Below are 16,147 nucleotides of genomic sequence, written 5' to 3'. Positions count from 1 at the left end.
GGGTGGCGTCCGGGTCAGCTGTCGCTCCCGGCGGCGGCGCGGGCCACGCGGCCGCGGACCGCGTACCAGCCGGCGACCAGCGCCGCGGCGATCAGCGGTACGCACAGCACGGTGGTGCGCGCGGCGCCTCCGTCGGCGTACATGAGGACCAGGACGGAGGCGAGGAAGGCCAGCGTCACGAGTTCGGTCCACGGGGAGCCGGGCAGGCGGTAGGAGGGGCGGGTGAGTTCTCCGCTGCGGGTCTTCCGCCAGAAGAGGAGGTGACAGAGCATGATCATGCCCCAGGTGGCGAGGATGCCGATCGCGGCGAGGTTGAGGACGATCTCGAACGCGTCCGCGGGGACCACGAAGTTGAGCCCGACGCCCAGGACGCACATGCCGCTGGTGAGGAGGATGCCACCGTAGGGGACCTGGGTGCGGCTGAGCCGGGCGGTGAAGCGCGGGGCGGAGCCGTTGACGGCCATCGAGCGCAGGATGCGGCCGGTGGAGTAGAGGCCGGAGTTGAGGGAGGACATGGCCGCGGTGAGGACGACCAGGTTCATCACGTCGCCGGCCGCGGGGACGCCGATGTGGGAGAGCACGGTCACGAACGGGCTCTGGCCGGCGCTGTAGCTGTTCCAGGGCATCAGCATCGACAGCAGGATGACCGAGCCGACGTAGAAGAGACCCACCCGCCACATGATCGAGTTGATCGCCTTGGGCATGATCTCCTCGGGCTTCTCGGTCTCACCGGCCGTGACGCCGACCAGTTCGACGGAGGCGTAGGCGAAGACGACGCCCTGGACGATCAGCAGCATGGGAAGCAGGCCGTTGGGGAAGATCCCGCCGTTGTCGGTGATCAGAGCGGGGCCGGGCACGGTGCCGTCGACGGGGTGCCGGGTCACCAGGAGGAAGATCCCGATCCCCATGAAGACGACCAGGGCACTGACCTTGACGATGGCGAACCAGAACTCCAGTTCGCCGAAGATCCGCACCGAGATGAGGTTCACGGTGAGGACCACGGCCAGGGCTATGAGGGCGATCACCCACTGGGGGACGTCGGAGAACAGGTGCCAGTAGTGGGTGTAGGTGGCCACGGCGGTGATGTCGGCGATGCCGGTGGTCGCCCAGTTCAGGAAGTACATCCAGCCCGCGGTGTAGGCGCCCTTCTCCCCGAGGAACTCCCGGGCGTAGGAGACGAAGGCGCCGGAGGACGGGCGGTACAGGACGAGTTCGCCGAGCGCGCGTACGACGAGGAACGCGAAGATCCCGCAGACGGCGTAGGCGACGAACAGGGAGGGGCCGGCGTCGGCGAGGCGTCCGCCCGCGCCGAGGAAGAGCCCGGTGCCGATCGCACCCCCGATGGCGATCATGTTGACGTGCCGGGGTTTCAAGGACTTGCTGTAGCCGGTGTCGCCGGCGTCGACGTGACGGGTCGTGGGGCGCTTCTCGTCTTTGAGGAACTGCTCGCTCACGCCTCGGGTCTGCCTTCCGTGAGGGCGGTGGTGCGCTGGGGGCGCACGATGTCGGTGAGGGTCGTCTCGACCCGTAGCAGGTGGTGGGACATGGCTTCCACCGCGTCGTGCTCGCTGCCGTCGACCAGCGCTTCCAGGATCGCCCGGTGCTCGCAGTTGGACTGCTCGCGCCGGCCGCCCAGTTCGTTGAGGAAGGTCGACTGACGCGCCAGTGCGTCGCGGATCTCCTCGATGACGCGGCGGAAGACGGGGTTGCGGGAGGCCTCGGCCACCGCCAGGTGGAAGACGGTGTCCATCGCCACCCACGCGGTGGTGTCGGTCTCCTGCTCCATCCGGTCCAGCAGATGGCCCAGGTGGTCCAGGTCCTCGGGGGTGCGGCGCAGCGCCGCGTATCCGGCGACCGGGATCTCGACGTGCCGGCGTACTTCCAGCAGGTCGCTGGCGGCGTAGTCGCCGAAGGTGGGGTCCTCGACCGTGTTGGCCACGACGAAGGTGCCCTTGCCGCTCTTGGAGACGGTCAGCCCCATGGCCTGGAGGGCCCGCAGGGCCTCCCGCAGGACGGGCCGGCTGACTTCGAGGGTGCGGCACAACTCGGCTTCGGAGGGGAGCTTGTCGCCTACGACGTACTCACCGCGCTCGATGGCGCTGCGCAGGTGGCCGAAGACCGCTTCCATGGCACTGACGCGCCGCGGAACGGGACCACCTGTCTGGCTGTCTGACAGGTTCACGGTGTGATCCTGCGGGGTGCGCCCCGGGGTGTCAAGACACCTGTGTCGGGAAAATCCGGCCCGGCACGCTTCGCACCGTGCGCGCGTTCCGTCCGGCCGTCCGGGCGCGACCGCTGCCTTCGGCGGAGCCCGCGGCAGCCACCAGGGCCCGCACGACCGGCGCGTCGACGCCCATCTCCGGGTGCCATTGGACGCCCACGGCGAAGCGGTGCCGGGTGCTCTCGATCGCCTCGACGGTGCCGTCCGCCGCACGGGCGGCGACGATCAACCCCGCGCCGAGGCGGTCCACCGCCTGATGGTGGTGCGTGGCGACCTGGTGCGTCCCCGGCAGCAGGGTACCGACGCGTGTCCCGGGCACCGTGGTCACGGCGTGGGCGCAGAAGTGGCCCCGATAGGGGTTGTGGCCGTCGTGACCCACGCTGTCGGGCAGGTGCTGGATGAGGGTGCCGCCCTGGTGTACGTTCATCAGCTGCATCCCCCGGCACACCCCGAGCACGGGTGTGTCGCGGGCGAGGCCGGCGGCCAGTACCGCCCGCTCCCACCTGTCGCGCTCGCGCACCGGCGGCCCGGTCCGCGGATGGGGCACGGCCCCGTACAGTGCGGGATCGAGATCCTCGCCGCCCGCCAGGACGATCGCGTCCAGGCGTTCGACCACGTCGGCCGCGGCCCCCGGCGCGTCCGGCGGCAGCAGTACGGCGCGGCCGCCGGCCGCCCGGACGCAGTCCGCGTAGGCCGCGGGCAGCACTGCCGCGGGAAGGTCCCACTCACCCCACTGCGCGTGGGCGAGGTAGGTGGTGATTCCGATGAGCGGTGGCTGGGGCATACCACTTCCTTTCGGGGCATGAGGGGTGACCGTCGACAGCCGGAGCCGAACCGAACGCCCCCGCCACGGCAGGCTGCGGCGGGGTGGCGAGGCGGTACAGGCGGAGGTCGCCGGGACGGCGGGGAGGGGAGTTCGCGGGCCGAGGACGCAGGCTTGCGTTTTTCTCGCCGCTGGCAAGAATCCTCCTGGCGTTCATCTCCAATCACAAGAAAACACATCTTCGCGACAGATAAGTGAGCCTTAACCCCGTGTACGGACTCGACCCCCGCCTGCTCGCCACCCTCGAAGCCGTCGTACGGCACGGCTCCTTCAGCGCCGCCGCACGCGAACTCGGCTACAGCGCGCCCGCCGTCTCGCAGCAGATCGCCGAACTCGAACGCCGCACCGGCCTCAGGGTGCTCGAGCGCCGCCCGGTGCGCGCCACGCCGGCGGGCGAAGTCCTCCTCGGCGCGGAGCAGGGCGTCCGCAGCGCGTTGGCGGCGGCCTCGGTCGAACTCGGTGCCATGCGCGCCGGTACGGCCGGACGGATCCGGCTCGGCGCCTTCGCCTCGGCCGCCACCGGCATCGTTCCGCAGGCGCTGGCCCGGCTCCATGCCGCCTACCCCCACGTGCAGGTCAGCCTCAGCCAGCTGGAGCCCGAGGCCGGCTACAACCGGCTCAAGCGGGGGGACATGGACCTGGCCCTCAGCTACGACTACGACTTCATCCCCGTCCCGCCGCCCCGGACCCTGCGCCGGACGCTGGTCGCACGGGATCCGGTGGTGGCCGTCGTCCCGGCACACCACCGCCTGGCCGACCGGGAGGTCATCGACCTGGCCAGCCTCGCCTCCGAGACGTGGATCGCCGCTCCGGAGGCCGCGCTGCGCCTGGAACTGCTCTCGCAGATGGCCCAGACGCCCGGCTTCCAGGCCCGCCTGCAATACGAGGGGGACGACTTCAACACCGTGCTCGGGTTCGTGGCCGCGGGCCTGTGCGTGGCCGTCATGCCGCGACTCGCCCTGCCCCGCACCCACACCCAGGTCGTGGCACGCCCCTTGGCCGAGCCGCGGCTGACGCGCTTCATCTACGCCGTCCGCATCGACACCCGGCACACCCCGCGCGCCGTCCTGGACCTGGAGGAGATGCTCGCCGCGCAGGCGCTGGCAGCGCTCTCGTAACGTGAAAAGCGGCCAACCTGCCGGGCTCCGCACGCGCGTAGACCCCACCGGAGCGCCCGACTTCCCACCGTGTCCGACTACCGGACGCGGTGGCTGAAAGTTAAACTATTGTCTGACGGGCCCACTATGTTTGCCGCGGTTGACGTTCCACCGAGAGGAAACCCCTCATGACCTCAGCCGACTGCGCGGCCCCAACGGCGCGCGTCCTCACCGGCTACCGCCCCGAGGACGGCTTCCTGGCCGCAGAGCTGGACCCGCCCCCGCCCGAATACGTATGGCACGACGAGAACGCCGAGCAGCAGGACCAGCGTTACGGCCCGGGAGTCGGCTACCGGCAGTGGCTGGCGGTGGACGCCCGCGGCGGTGCCGTCTGGTTCGGCGACACCGACTGGCGGGCCCCGCAGGAGTCCCCCGGCAGCCGGATCCCGGGCGTCCCCCGCAGGGCACTCGGAGACGGGACCGTCCCCGAGCCCGCCATCATGGTGCAGCTTCTCGGCCACCTGAGCCACGACGAACAACGGGGCTGCACCTGGCACTTCTTCAGCGCCGAGGAACTGCACGCGCTCGCGGAGCGCGTCCTGCCCGCCGTGCAGCGACTCGTGGACTCGATCCACCGGATCGGGCCCGGAGGCGAGCTGGAATGGTCGGCCGAGGCGGCCACCGCATGGGACGACATCGAGCAGGCCGCGACCCCCGCCTTCGAGCCCTCCGGGGAACTCCGCTGGCCGGCACCGCGCATGACCCCGGTCCCGCCCTGGCGCGTCGAGGTCGGCGACTTCCTGGCCGCCAACCCCGAGCTGTGCGACCCCTCCTGGGCCGTGGCCGCCGACGCCGAACTCGACGCCTACGCCGACTACCACCCCGCCACCGGCTACGGGGGAGTACCGGGCAGAACCTGCCACATAGCCGAGCGACGCATCGAGGACGGCTTCACCTTCTACGGCCACCGCGCCGCCCTGTACGCCTACCGCGCACAGGCGTCCGGCGACCGCACCCCGACGGACGCCCGCACCTGGCTGGAGACCACGGAGACCGGCAAAAGCACCTGGGAGGCGGCCAAACCCCCCGGAGCCAACCTCGCCGACGTCTCCGACTGCGTGCTGATCGACCTGGCCGACAGGTTCCAGAACACCGCGCGCGAACACGGGCTGGTCCTGACCGGACTCGACACCTACCTCCGGAACCTGCGCGCGGAGGAGCGCGCCGGCGTCGACCAGCAGCTCCGCTTCGAAGGCGAGGAAATCGAACGCCTGGAGAACCTGCTCAAGGACTTCCGCGCCGGACGGAACCGCACCGTGACACGGATCCTGGCCTGGTCCGACGGACGCAGTGACGCCGAGATCGCCCGCTTGGCCTCCCTGCCCGACGAACACGTCGGCGAGTGGCGAGCCCGCCTGAACGACGAACAGACCACGACGCCCCCCGGACCCTGAAGCATGCGGCGGCCACGGCCAGAGTGTCAGGCTCCGGCCTTGCGCTTGTTGTAGACGTCGAAGCCGACGGCGGCCAGCAGGACCAGCCCCTTGATCACCTGCTGGTAGTCGGTACCCACGCCGACCAGCGACATGCCGTTGTTCAGCACGCCGAGCACCAGACCGCCGGTGAGCGCTCCGAGGACGGTACCCACACCGCCGCTGGCGGAGGCGCCGCCGATGAAGGCGGCGGCGATCGCCTCCAGCTCGAAGTTGATGCCGGCCTGCGGCGTACCGGCGTTGAGCCGTGCGGCGAAGACCATCCCGGCCAGGGCCGCGAGGACGCCCATGTTCACGAAGGCCAGGAAGACGACCCGCTTGCTCTTCACCCCGGACAGCCGCGCCGCCGCCTCGTTGCCGCCGATGGCGTAGGTGTGGCGGCCGAGGACCGAGTTGCGCATCACGTATCCGAAGACGGCCAGCAGGACGCCGAGGAGCAGCAGGACGATCGGCACTCCGTGGTAGCTGGCCAGCAGCAGGGTGAAGGCCGCCACGGCCGCGGCGATCGCGCCGAGCTTCACCAGGAACAACCCGGCGGGGAGCGGCCGCAGCCCGTACGAGGCGGCCCGCCGCCGCTCGCGCACCTCCTGCAGGATCGCGACGGCCAGCACCGCGAGGCCCAGCAGGAGGGTGAGGTTGTGGTAGTCGGTGTGGGGGCCGACCTCGGGGAGGAAGCCGCTGCTGATGTTCTGGAAACCCTTGGGGAACGGCGCCACCGACTGGCCCTGGAGGAGGATCTGGGTCCCCCCGCGGAACAGCAGCATGCCGGCCAGCGTCACGATGAACGAAGGGACCCCGAGGTAGGCGATCCAGAATCCCTGCCAGGCTCCGGCGAGGGCCCCGATCAGCAGCGCGGCCGCCAGCGCCAGGGGCCACGGAGTCCTGTGCTCGACCATCATCACCGCGGCGGCCGCTCCCACGAAGGCGGCGAGCGACCCGACCGACAGGTCGATGTGCCCGGCGATGATGACGATCATCATGCCGATGGCCAGGATGAGGATGTAGCCGTTCTGCTGGATCAGATTGGTGATGTTGAGCGGCTGGAGCAGGATGCCGCCCGTCCAGAACTGGAACAGCAGCACGATCAGCGCCAGCGCCAGCAGCATCCCGTACTGGCGCAGGTTGCCGCGCAGTGCGCCGGCCAGCACGGCACCGGCCGAGGGCGGTCGGCCGGTCTTCGGCGTGCCGGGTGTGGAGTCCGGGGTGGTTCGGGTCTGCGCCATGCCTCACACCTGCTTGTCGGGGGATGCCGCGCTCATGGTCATGAGCCGCATGAGGGATTCCTGGGTGGCGTCCGCACGGCTGACCTCACCGGTGATCCGGCCTGCCGCCATGGTGTAGATCCGGTCGCACAGGCCCAGGAGTTCGGGGAGTTCCGAGGAGATGACGAGCACCGCCTTGCCCTGGGCGGCGAGTTGTGCGACGACGGTGTAGATCTCCGCCTTGGCGCCGATGTCGATGCCCCGGGTGGGCTCGTCGAGGATCAGCACCTCCGGTTCGGCGAAGATCCATTTGCTGAGGACGACCTTCTGCTGGTTGCCTCCGCTGAGCTTGCCGGTCTCCGCGAGCACCGAGGGAGCCTTGATGTTCATGGTCCGCCGAAACGATTCGGCGATCCTCGCCTCCTCGTGCCGGTCGACCCAGCCCCTCCGGGCGACCTTGCCGAGGGCGCTCAGCGAGATGTTGCGGCTGATGTCGGCGTTGAGGTCGAGGCCGAGCTGCTTGCGGTCCTCGGTCACGTAGGCGATGCCGTGTCCGATCGCCTCCGGCACCGTCCGGGTGCGGATCTCGCGCCCGTCCAGCCGCACCCGCCCGCCGGTGTAGCGCCCGTAGGAGCGGCCGAAGACGCTCATGGCCAGTTCGGTGCGGCCGGCGCCCATGAGGCCCGCGATGCCGACGATCTCGCCTCGCCGGACGTTCAGCGAGACCCCGTCGACCACCTTGCGCCGGTGGTCGATCGGATGCCGGACGCTCCAGTCCTCGATCTCGAAGGCGACCTCGCCGATCCGCGGGGTGCGCTCGGGGTAGCGGTGCTCCAGGTCGCGGCCCACCATGCCACGGATGATCCGCTCCTCGGAGACGCCCTCGGGGCCGATGGCGAGGGTTTCGATGGTCCGCCCGTCGCGCAGGACGGTGACGGCGTCGGCGACCCGGGCGATCTCGTTCAACTTGTGCGAGATGAGGATGCAGGAGATGCCGCGGGCCTTGAGTTCGAGGATCAGGTCGAGCAGCTTGCGGCTGTCCTCGTCGTTGAGCGCGGCCGTCGGCTCGTCCAGGATGAGCAGCTTCACCTTCTTGGCGAGCGCCTTGGCGATCTCGACCAACTGCTGCTTGCCCACGCCGAGGTCGGCGATCCTGGTGTGCGGACTCTCGTCGAGTCCGACCTGCCGGAGCAGGTCGGCGGTGTGGGCCAGGGTCCGGTGCCAGTCGATCACACCCCGGGTGGCGTGCTCGTTGCCGAGGAAGACGTTCTCGGCGATGGACAGGTACGGCACCAGCGCGAGCTCCTGGTGGATGATCACGATGCCGCGCTGCTCGCTGGCCCGGATGTCCCGGAACCGGCAGGGGGCGCCTTCGAAGGAGATCTCGCCCTCGTAGCCGCCGTGCGGGTACACCCCGCTGAGCACCTTCATCAGGGTGGATTTGCCGGCGCCGTTCTCACCGCAGATCGCGTGCACCTCGCCGGCGGCGACGGTCAGGTTGACCTCGGAGAGGGCTTTGACACCGGGAAACGTCTTGCTGATCGACCGCATTTCGAGAACGGGTCGGGCCATGGCTGTGCGTCCGTATCGTCGGGGCGGCGCGGTACCGGGGGGTCGCCCCGGGCACCGCACCCGCCGGCTGCTACTTGAGCTGGTCCGCGGTGTACTGGCCGCTCTCGACCAGGACCTCGCGGTAGTTGTCCTTGTCGACGCTGACCGGCTGGAGCAGCTGCGCCGGAACGGTCTTCACCCCGTTGTGGTACTGACGGGTGTCGTTGACCTCGGGCTTGCCGCCGGTCAGCAGCGCGTCGCCCATCTGCACCGCGGCCTTGGCCAGTTGCCGGGTGTCCTTGTAGACGGTCTGGGTCTGCTCGCCCGCGATGATCGACTTCACCGAGGCCAGCTCGCCGTCCTGACCCGTGACGACGGGCAGCGGACGGCCCGGTGTGCCGTAGCCGACGCCCTTCAGCGAGGAGATGATGCCGATCGAGATGCCGTCGTACGGCGAGAGCACGGCGTCGACCCGGGCGGCCGTGTACGACTTGCTCAGCAGGTTGTCCATCCGGGACTGGGCCAGACCGCCGTCCCAGCGCAGTGTGGCGATCTGGGCGAGGGAGGTCTGGCCGCTCTGTACGACCAGCTTCTTGTCGTCGATGTACGGCTGGAGGACGCTCATCGCGCCGTTGTAGAAGAACGCGGCGTTGTTGTCGTCCGGAGAGCCGGCGAACAGCTCGATGTTGAAGGGGCCCTTGCCGTCCTTGAGGCCGAGCCGGTCGACGATGTAACTGCCCTGGAGGACGCCGACCTTGAAGTTGTCGAAGGTCGCGTAGTAGTCGACGTTGCCGGTGCCGCGGATCAGCCGGTCGTAGGAGATGACGGGGACGTGGGCGTCGGCGGCGCGCTGCAGCACGTTGGTGAGCGAGGAACCGTCGATGGCGGCGATCACCAGGAGTCTCGCCCCCTTGGTGATCATGTTCTCCACCTGGGAGACCTGGTTCTCCACGACGTTGTCGCCGTACTGGAGGTCCGTCTTGTAGCCCTTGGCCTGGAACTCCTTGACCATGTTGGTGCCGTCGTTGATCCAGCGTTCCGACGACTTGGTCGGCATCGCGATGCCGATGAGGCCGCCCTTGGCGTCGCGGGCGCCCCCTCCGTCGCCCGCTCCGTTGGCGCTCTGGCCGCAGGCCGCCAGCGCCAGCGACAGGCCCAGGGCGGCAAGGCCCGCTGAAAGCTTCCGCACAGTTCCTCCAGTGATGGTCCGCGACCGGCACGGCGCGCCCCGGCAGGGACAACCGGGAACGGTCGGGCGGAACCTGAGTGTTAACGCTCACAAGGGCCCAGTCAAGGGTCTTGAAGGCCCTTGACGCGCTGATTGTTAGCGCTAACAATCCCTTTCCGGGAACCCCGCCCCACGGCCGGGCCGCCGGGCGGCACGGCCCGGCCCGTGGGTGCGCCGGGTCAGCGGGCGCCGAGGAGGTGTTCGAGGGCCAGCTGGTCCAGCTGTTCGAAGGCCATGCCGCGCCGGGCGGCGGCGTCGACGTCGAACCCGTCGAAGGCGGACCGGTCGGCCAGGAGCCCGGCCAGGCCGTCCTCGGCCGTGGGGAGGGCGAGTTCGGGCAGCCGGGAGGCGGTGAGCGCGGCCCGGACCTCCGGATCCGACCGGAAGGCGCGGGCGCGCTGCGCCAGGAGCAGGTAGTTGCGCATACAGGCGGCCGCGGAGGCCCAGACGCCCTCGCGGTCCTCCGTGCGCGGCGGCTTGAAGTCGAAGTGGCGCGGGCCGTCGTAGCCCGCCGACTCCAGCAGGTCGACCAGCCAGAAGGCCTGGCGCAGGTCGCCCGCGCCGAAACGCAGGTCCTGGTCGTACTTGATCCCGCTCTGGCCGTTGAGGTCGATGTGGAACAGCTTGCCGTGCCACAGCGCCTGCGCGATGCCGTGCGGGAAGTTCAGCCCCGCCATCTGCTCGTGGCCGACCTCCGGGTTGAGCCCGACCCGATCAGGCCGCTCCAGCGCGCCGATGAAGGCCAGGGCGTGGCCGATGGTGGGCAGCAGGATGTCCCCGCGCGGTTCGTTGGGCTTGGGCTCGATCGCGAAGCGCAGGTCGTAGCCCTGCTCCTCGACGTACTCGCCCAGCAGATCGAAGGCCTCCTTCAGCCGGTCGAGGGCCGTGCGCACGTCCTTGGCCGCCCCCGACTCCGCGCCCTCGCGGCCGCCCCAGGCGACGTAGACCGAGGCGCCGAGTTCCACGGCCAGGTCGATGTTGCGGATCGTCTTGCGCAGCGCGTACCGGCGCACACCGCGGTCGTTGGCGGTGAACGCGCCGTCCTTGAACACCGGGTGGGTGAAGAGGTTGGTGGTGGCCATCGGCACCTTCAGACCGGCCGTGTCCAGGGCGGTGCGGAAGCGCTTGACCGCCTGCTCCCGGGCGGCGTCGCCCGCACCGAAGGGGATGAGGTCGTCGTCGTGGAATGTGACCCCGTAGGCGCCGAGCTCGGCCAGCCGGTGCACGCTCTCGACCGGATCGAGGGCGGGCCGGGTGGCGTCGCCGAAGGGGTCCCGCCCCTGCCAGCCGACGGTCCACAGACCGAAGGTGAACCTGTGCGCGGGGACGGGGACGAGCGGGTCGCTGCTCATGGGGCGCTCCGGATCGGGCCGAGGTCTATTTGTAAGGGCGAAAAACAAATTAGTATGCCGGGACGCCAGAAGGAACCCCACCGGAGGGACCCCATGCCCGCACAGCGTGTCGTGATCGGTGTCGACAGCTCGACCCAGTCCACCAAGGCCCTCGCCGTCGACATCGAGACCGGCGCCGTCCTGGGCGAGGGCCGTGCCGCGCACACCGTCAGCGCGGGCCCCGGACGCGAGAGCGACCCCGGACAGTGGTGGCGGGCGTTCGGCGAGGCCGTGGCGGCCACCGGCTGGGCGGACCGGGCCGCCGCCTGCTCGATCGCCGGCCAGCAGCACGGCCTGGTCACCCTCGACACGGCCGGCCGGCCCGTGCGCCCCGCACTGCTGTGGAACGACGTCCGCTCCGCCCCGCAGGCCGCCGCACTCGCGGCGGCCTGCGGCCCGGCGGAGCTGGCCCGGCGCACCGGCAGCGTCCCGACGGCCGCCTTCACCGCCGCCAAGTGGGCCTGGCTGCGCGAGCGGGAGCCCGCAGCCGCGGACCGCGTCGCCGCGGTCCGCCTTCCCCACGACTTCCTGACGGAGCGGCTGACCGGCGAGGCGGTGACGGACCGCGGTGACGCGTCGGGAACCGGCTGGTGGGGCCCCGACGGATACGACCGGGAGGTCCTCGCCCGGATCGGGCTCGACTCCGCCCTCCTGCCGGAAGTCCTCGCGCCCGGCGCCCGGGCGGGCCTCGTCCGCGCCGGGACGCCCCTGCGCGAGGGCGCGCTCGTCGCCACCGGCACCGGCGACAACATGGCCGCCGCCCTCGGGCTGGGCCTCACCCCGGGCCGGCCCGTCCTGAGCCTGGGCACCTCGGGCACCGTCTACGCCGTCGGCCGGACCCGGCCCGCCGACCCGACCGGAACCGTCGCCGGATTCGCCGACGCCCTCGGCGACTGGCTGCCGCTCGCCTGCACGCTCAACTGCACCCTCGCCGTGGACCGCTTCGCCGCCCTCACCGGCCGCGACCGCGAGGACGTCGAGGAAGGCGGCACGGTGGTGGTGCTGCCCTACCTCGACGGCGAACGCACCCCGGACCTCCCGGGCGCCTCCGGTCTGGTCCACGGGCTGCGCCACGACACGACACCCGGCCGGCTGCTCCAGGCCGCCTACGACGGCGCCGCCCACGCCCTGCTCACGGCCCTGGACGACGTACTGCGCGCCGGAGGCGAGGACCCCGCCGCGGACGAACCCCTCCTGCTGATCGGCGGCGGAGCCGCGGGCCGGGCCTGGCAGCGCACGGTCCTGCGGCTGTCCGGCCGGGCCGTCCAGGTGCCCGAGGCCCGGGAACTCGTCGCGCTCGGGGCCGCCGCACAGGCCGCCGCCCTGCTCACCGGTGAGCCCGCCGACGCCGTCGCCCGGCGCTGGCGGACCACGGAGGGCCGGATCCTGGAGCCCGTACCCCGGGACGACGACGCACTCGAACGGATCACCGGTACGCTGCGGCGGGCGCGGGCCCTGCAGGAGGCCCCGCCGGACGGGCGACAGGAGGGACCGGGGCGATGACCGCGCTCGGCAGGCCGAGCGGGGCCGCGCAGACCGCACCCGCCTCCCAGCGGGGGATGCGCCGGCAGAACCTCGCCGCGGTGCTCGGCGCCGTCGCCGCACACGGCCCGCTCTCCCGGGCGGACGTCGCCGGACACACCGGCCTGACCAGGCCGGCCGTCTCCTCCCTGGCCGACGAGCTGATCGGCCGCGGCGCCCTGACCGAGACGGAGACCGCCCCGAGCGGACGAGTCGGCCGCCCCGGGCGGGCCCTGGCCCTCAACGACCGGGGCCCCGCGGGCCTCGGCCTGGAGATCGGCGTCACCCATCTCGCCGCGTGCATCGCCGACCTGCGCGGCGAACCCCGGGTGTGGCGCCGGGTGGAGCGGGCCAACGCGGGCCGGCCGGCCGGACAGGTGCTGAAGGAGGCCGCCGCGCTCGCCGCCGACGCGGAGTCCGAGGCCGCCGCCCTCGGCCTGCGGGTCGAGGGCCGCGTCCTGGCCGTCCCGGGGGTGGTGCCGAACGCCCCCGGCGGACTGGTCGCCCACGCCCCCAACCTCGGCTGGAAGGCCGTCCGCCCCGCCGACCACTGGCCCGACCCCGACACCGTGCCCGAGCCGGAGAACGAGGCCAACCTCGGAGCCCTCGCCGAGCAGCGGCACCAGGGACACCCCGCCGAGACCTTCGTGCACGTCTCCGCCGACGCCGGCATCGGCGCCGCACTGGTCATCGGCGGCCGGCTGTTCCGGGGCGCCCGCGGGTTCGCGGGCGAACTGGGCCACCTGCCCGTCCACCCGCAGGGCGCCCCCTGTCCCTGCGGGGCACGCGGCTGCCTGGAGCAGTACGCGGGCGAAGCGGCCGTCCTGCGCCAGGCGGGGCTGGCCGGCGCCGGCGACCCGGTGACCGTGCTGGCCGAGCGGGCGGCCGCCGGGGACGCGGCGACCCTGCGGGCCCTGGACCGCGCCGGACGGGCCCTGGGTCTCGCCCTCGTCTCGGCGGTGGACCTGATCGACCCGGACGGCCTCGTCCTGGGCGGTGCCTACGCCGAACTCGCCGACTGGCTCCTCCCGCCGATACGCACCGAACTGGCCGCCCGGGTCACCGTCCGGCCCTGGCCCCCCGAGGCGGTACGCCCCTCCGCCCTGGGGCGCCGCGGACCGGTACTGGGCGCGGCGTGGTCGACCGTGCAGCGCATCATCGCCGACCCCACCCGCCTGCCCGTGCGCCGGGCCGGGTGATCCTCCGAGGCCTGCGGGGCTACGCCCAGCCCGGCGCGTGCAGCCGTCCCGTCCGGGCCACGCGGGAGTACCAGAGCGCGCTCGACTTGGGCGTGCGCTCCAGGGTGTCGTAGTCGACGTGAACGGCCCCGAAGCGCTTCCCGTAGCCGTAGGACCACTCGAAATTGTCGAGCAGCGACCACAGGAAGTAGCCGCGCACGTCCGCACCGTCGGTGATCGCCCGGTGCACGGCTTCGAGGTGCGCGTGGACGTACGCGGCGCGCCGCGGGTCGTGCACCCTGCCGTCGGGGCCGACCTCGTCCGCGTACGCGGCGCCGTTCTCGCTGACGACGAGCGGCAGGCCGGGATAGCGGGCGGCGGTGCGGGTGAGCAGGTCGTAGAGCGCGTCGGGGTCGACCGACCAGCCCATCGCGGTGCGTTCACCCGGCGCCCGGTGGAAGGCGACGTCGTCCGCCCCGGGCCAGGGCGAGTGCTCGCTGTCGCCGTGGCCGTCGTCCTGCGGCCGCTCGGCGCCCGGCGCGACGTGCGAGACGACCGTCGGGGTGTAGTAGTTCACGGCCAGGAGGTCCAGCGGCTGGCGGATCGCCGCGGTGTCGCCGTCCCGGACGAAGGACCAGTCGGTCAGGTGCGCGGTGTCCGCGAACAGGTCCCGCGGGTACGCGCCCTCCAGCATCGGCCCCAGCCAGATCCGGTTGCCGACGGCGTCGATGCGGCGGGCCGCCTCCCAGTCCCCGGCGGCCGGGGTCAGGGGGCGGACCGCGTGGAGGTTGAGGGAGACCGCGAGCTGGGCGTCGCCGGGGAGCGAGGCCCGCAGGGCCTGCGCGGCGAGGCCGTGTCCGAGGTTGAGGTGGTGGGCCGCGCGCAGGGCGGCGACCGGATCGGTCCGTCCCGGGGCGTGGACACCCGAGCCGTAGCCGAGGAACGCGCTGCACCAGGGCTCGTTGAGCGTCGTCCAGCGCTTCACCCGGTCTCCGAGGGCGTCCGCCACGAGGCCCGCGTACGTGGCGAACCGCTCGGCGGTGCCGCGCTCCGGCCAGCCCCCCGCGTCCTCCAGGTCCTGGGGCAGGTCCCAGTGGTAGAGCGTGAGCGCCGGCTCGATGCCCGCGGCGAGCAGTGCGTCGACGAGCCGGCGGTAGAAGTCCATGCCCCTCTGGACGGCGGGACCCCGGCCGGTCGGCTGGACGCGGGACCAGGAGACGGAGAACCGGTACGCCCCCAGGCCGAGTTCGGACATGAGGCGGACGTCCTCGGGAAACCGGTGGTAGTGGTCCACGGCCACGTCACCGGTGTGGCCTTCGAAGACCTTGCCGGGGGTGTGCGAGAAGGTGTCCCAGATGGACGGGGTCCGGCCGTCCTCGCGGGCGGCGCCTTCGATCTGGTACGCGGCGGTGGCCGCGCCCCAGAGGAAGCCGGACGGGAAGGTGCGGGTGGCGGTGGGTGGCCGGGTCTCGGGCACGGTCATGGGGAAGTGCTCCCAACGCAAGCTTGGACAGAGGGGTGCCGGATGACGTCGTACGGCGCCGTCAGTTCTTGACGGCGCCCGCGGTGATGCCGCCCACGATGTGCTTGCCGAGGACGGCGAAGACCACGAGCAGGGGCAGCGTGGAGAGGAGCGCGCCGGTCAGCACGACGGCCTGGTCGACCGTGTGGTTGCCCGCTCCGAGGCCGGCCAGGGCGACCTGCAGGGTCGGGTTGCCGTCGGGGGTCAGTGCGATGAACGGCCAGAAGAAGTCGTTCCAGGCCTGGACGAAGACGAGCATCCCGAGGACCGCCATCGCCGGCCGGGCCACGGGGAACACCACGTGCCAGATGATGCGGAGGCTGTGCGCGCCGTCCACCCTGGCCGCCTCCACGAGCTCCACCGGGAGTGCCTCGATCAGGTACTGGCGCATGAAGAACACGCCGAAGGCGGCGACCAGGGAGGGCAGGACGACCGACTGGAGCTGGTCGACCCAGCCGAGGTCCGTGATGATCTGGTAGAGGGGGATCACGCTGAGCTGCGGCGGGATCGTCATGGTGGCCACCACGAGGGCCAGCAGGGCGCCCCGGCCCTTGAAGGGCAGTTTGGCGAAGGCGAATCCGGCCAGCGTGGAGAACAGGACGGTCGAGAGGGCCACCAGGCCGGCCACGATCGTCGTGTTGACCAGGGCCTCGCCCATGTCGACCTGGTTCCAGGCGAAGGAGAGGTTGTCGAGCAGCCTGGGTCCGGGCAGCAGCGGCGCCGGGGCCTTGACCACCCGCTCGCCCGTGTGGGAGGCGGCGACGAGGTTCCAGTAGAGGGGGAAGAGGGAGATCAGGGCGGCGAGGCCCAGCAGGACGTAGGTCAGCGGCCCCGCGTGGTGCCGACGGCCGGCCGACGTGCGAAGACGTCCGGCGCGCGGCGCCCTGGAGGCGGTCGTCTCGGGTGTGCGGGCCATGGGT

General features: G+C 71.9%; 13 protein-coding genes. 4 read left to right on the top strand and 9 right to left on the bottom strand.

What is annotated here, in order from left to right:
* Window positions 1-14 precede the first annotated feature (14 nt).
* Genes ACZ5NJ_RS30340 through ACZ5NJ_RS30330 form a run of 3 tightly spaced genes read right to left on the bottom strand, consistent with a single transcriptional unit; the run spans window position 15 to window position 3,005 of the window.
* A complete protein-coding gene (locus ACZ5NJ_RS30340; protein ID WP_468768960.1) occupies window positions 15-1,454 on the bottom strand; it encodes an amino acid permease in 1,440 nt (479 codons plus the stop codon).
* A complete protein-coding gene (locus ACZ5NJ_RS30335) occupies window positions 1,451-2,182 on the bottom strand; it encodes a FadR/GntR family transcriptional regulator (RefSeq protein WP_468768959.1) in 732 nt (243 codons plus the stop codon). The genes ACZ5NJ_RS30340 and ACZ5NJ_RS30335 overlap by 4 nt, the downstream gene beginning before the upstream one ends.
* Window positions 2,183-2,213: 31 nt before the next feature.
* Complete coding sequence (locus ACZ5NJ_RS30330; protein WP_468768958.1) at window positions 2,214-3,005, bottom strand: gamma-glutamyl-gamma-aminobutyrate hydrolase family protein; 792 nt, start codon at window positions 3,003-3,005, stop codon at window positions 2,214-2,216.
* Between the two features lie 248 nt (window positions 3,006-3,253).
* Between ACZ5NJ_RS30330 and ACZ5NJ_RS30325 the strand changes: the two genes are divergently transcribed.
* Together ACZ5NJ_RS30325 and ACZ5NJ_RS30320 are read left to right on the top strand one after the other, a co-directional pair.
* Entirely contained in the window at window positions 3,254-4,162 is a 909-nt protein-coding gene (locus tag ACZ5NJ_RS30325; RefSeq protein ID WP_468768957.1) for a LysR substrate-binding domain-containing protein, read from the top strand.
* A gap of 167 nt (window positions 4,163-4,329) precedes the next feature.
* Complete coding sequence (locus tag ACZ5NJ_RS30320) at window positions 4,330-5,595, top strand: hypothetical protein (protein ID WP_468768956.1); 1,266 nt, start codon at window positions 4,330-4,332, stop codon at window positions 5,593-5,595.
* 26 nt (window positions 5,596-5,621) lie between these two features.
* Here the strand turns inward: ACZ5NJ_RS30320 and mmsB are convergent, their stop codons facing one another.
* The 4 genes from mmsB to xylA all read right to left on the bottom strand — a co-directional run bounded on the left by mmsB (window position 5,622) and on the right by xylA (window position 10,967).
* Window positions 5,622-6,857 (bottom strand): multiple monosaccharide ABC transporter permease, encoded by a 1,236-nt coding sequence (gene mmsB, locus ACZ5NJ_RS30315; RefSeq protein WP_468768954.1) that lies wholly within the window; start codon window positions 6,855-6,857, stop codon window positions 5,622-5,624.
* A 3-nt stretch (window positions 6,858-6,860) separates the two neighbouring features.
* Window positions 6,861-8,408, bottom strand: a complete 1,548-nt coding sequence (gene mmsA / locus ACZ5NJ_RS30310) for a multiple monosaccharide ABC transporter ATP-binding protein (RefSeq protein WP_468768953.1) — start codon at window positions 8,406-8,408, stop codon at window positions 6,861-6,863.
* 70 nt (window positions 8,409-8,478) lie between these two features.
* Window positions 8,479-9,576 carry a multiple monosaccharide ABC transporter substrate-binding protein gene (chvE, locus tag ACZ5NJ_RS30305; RefSeq protein WP_468768952.1) on the bottom strand — a complete coding sequence of 366 codons (1,098 nt, stop codon included), beginning with the start codon at window positions 9,574-9,576 and terminating at the stop codon, window positions 8,479-8,481.
* A 218-nt stretch (window positions 9,577-9,794) separates the two neighbouring features.
* Window positions 9,795-10,967 (bottom strand): xylose isomerase, encoded by a 1,173-nt coding sequence (gene xylA, locus ACZ5NJ_RS30300; RefSeq protein WP_468768950.1) that lies wholly within the window; start codon window positions 10,965-10,967, stop codon window positions 9,795-9,797.
* Window positions 10,968-11,060: 93 nt separating this feature from the next.
* Between xylA and xylB the strand changes: the two genes are divergently transcribed.
* Window positions 11,061-12,509: a xylulokinase gene (xylB, locus tag ACZ5NJ_RS30295; RefSeq protein ID WP_468768948.1), complete on the top strand. Its 1,449-nt coding sequence runs from the start codon at window positions 11,061-11,063 to the stop codon at window positions 12,507-12,509.
* A complete protein-coding gene (locus ACZ5NJ_RS30290; protein WP_468768947.1) occupies window positions 12,506-13,726 on the top strand; it encodes an ROK family protein in 1,221 nt (406 codons plus the stop codon). Before xylB ends, ACZ5NJ_RS30290 begins: the two co-directional genes overlap by 4 nt.
* Window positions 13,727-13,745: 19 nt before the next feature.
* Here ACZ5NJ_RS30290 and ACZ5NJ_RS30285 read toward each other — a convergent pair whose 3' ends face one another.
* Both ACZ5NJ_RS30285 and ACZ5NJ_RS30280 read right to left on the bottom strand, forming a co-directional pair.
* Window positions 13,746-15,188 (bottom strand): GH1 family beta-glucosidase, encoded by a 1,443-nt coding sequence (locus ACZ5NJ_RS30285; protein WP_468768945.1) that lies wholly within the window; start codon window positions 15,186-15,188, stop codon window positions 13,746-13,748.
* 61 nt (window positions 15,189-15,249) lie between these two features.
* Window positions 15,250-16,143: a carbohydrate ABC transporter permease gene (locus ACZ5NJ_RS30280; RefSeq protein WP_468768944.1), complete on the bottom strand. Its 894-nt coding sequence runs from the start codon at window positions 16,141-16,143 to the stop codon at window positions 15,250-15,252.
* Between the last annotated feature and the right edge of the window lie 4 nt (window positions 16,144-16,147).

The organism is Streptomyces sp. NPDC032091 (assembly GCF_055580265.1).
Note: the sequence above shows the minus strand (reverse complement) of the source record. Positions and strands in the feature narration are given on the sequence as shown.

What these genes read in the sequence shown, in the direction of transcription:
- mmsA (WP_468768953.1), bottom strand. Translation starts at nt 8,408, where the DNA reads ATGGCCCGACCCGTTCTCGAAATGCGGTCGATCAGCAAGACGTTTCCC.
- xylA (WP_468768950.1), bottom strand. Translation starts at nt 10,967, where the DNA reads ATGAGCAGCGACCCGCTCGTCCCCGTCCCCGCGCACAGGTTCACCTTC.
- ACZ5NJ_RS30330 (WP_468768958.1), bottom strand. Translation starts at nt 3,005, where the DNA reads ATGCCCCAGCCACCGCTCATCGGAATCACCACCTACCTCGCCCACGCG.
- xylB (WP_468768948.1), top strand. Translation starts at nt 11,061, where the DNA reads ATGCCCGCACAGCGTGTCGTGATCGGTGTCGACAGCTCGACCCAGTCC.
- ACZ5NJ_RS30280 (WP_468768944.1), bottom strand. Translation starts at nt 16,143, where the DNA reads ATGGCCCGCACACCCGAGACGACCGCCTCCAGGGCGCCGCGCGCCGGA.
- ACZ5NJ_RS30290 (WP_468768947.1), top strand. Translation starts at nt 12,506, where the DNA reads ATGACCGCGCTCGGCAGGCCGAGCGGGGCCGCGCAGACCGCACCCGCC.
- ACZ5NJ_RS30320 (WP_468768956.1), top strand. Translation starts at nt 4,330, where the DNA reads ATGACCTCAGCCGACTGCGCGGCCCCAACGGCGCGCGTCCTCACCGGC.
- ACZ5NJ_RS30285 (WP_468768945.1), bottom strand. Translation starts at nt 15,188, where the DNA reads ATGACCGTGCCCGAGACCCGGCCACCCACCGCCACCCGCACCTTCCCG.
- mmsB (WP_468768954.1), bottom strand. Translation starts at nt 6,857, where the DNA reads ATGGCGCAGACCCGAACCACCCCGGACTCCACACCCGGCACGCCGAAG.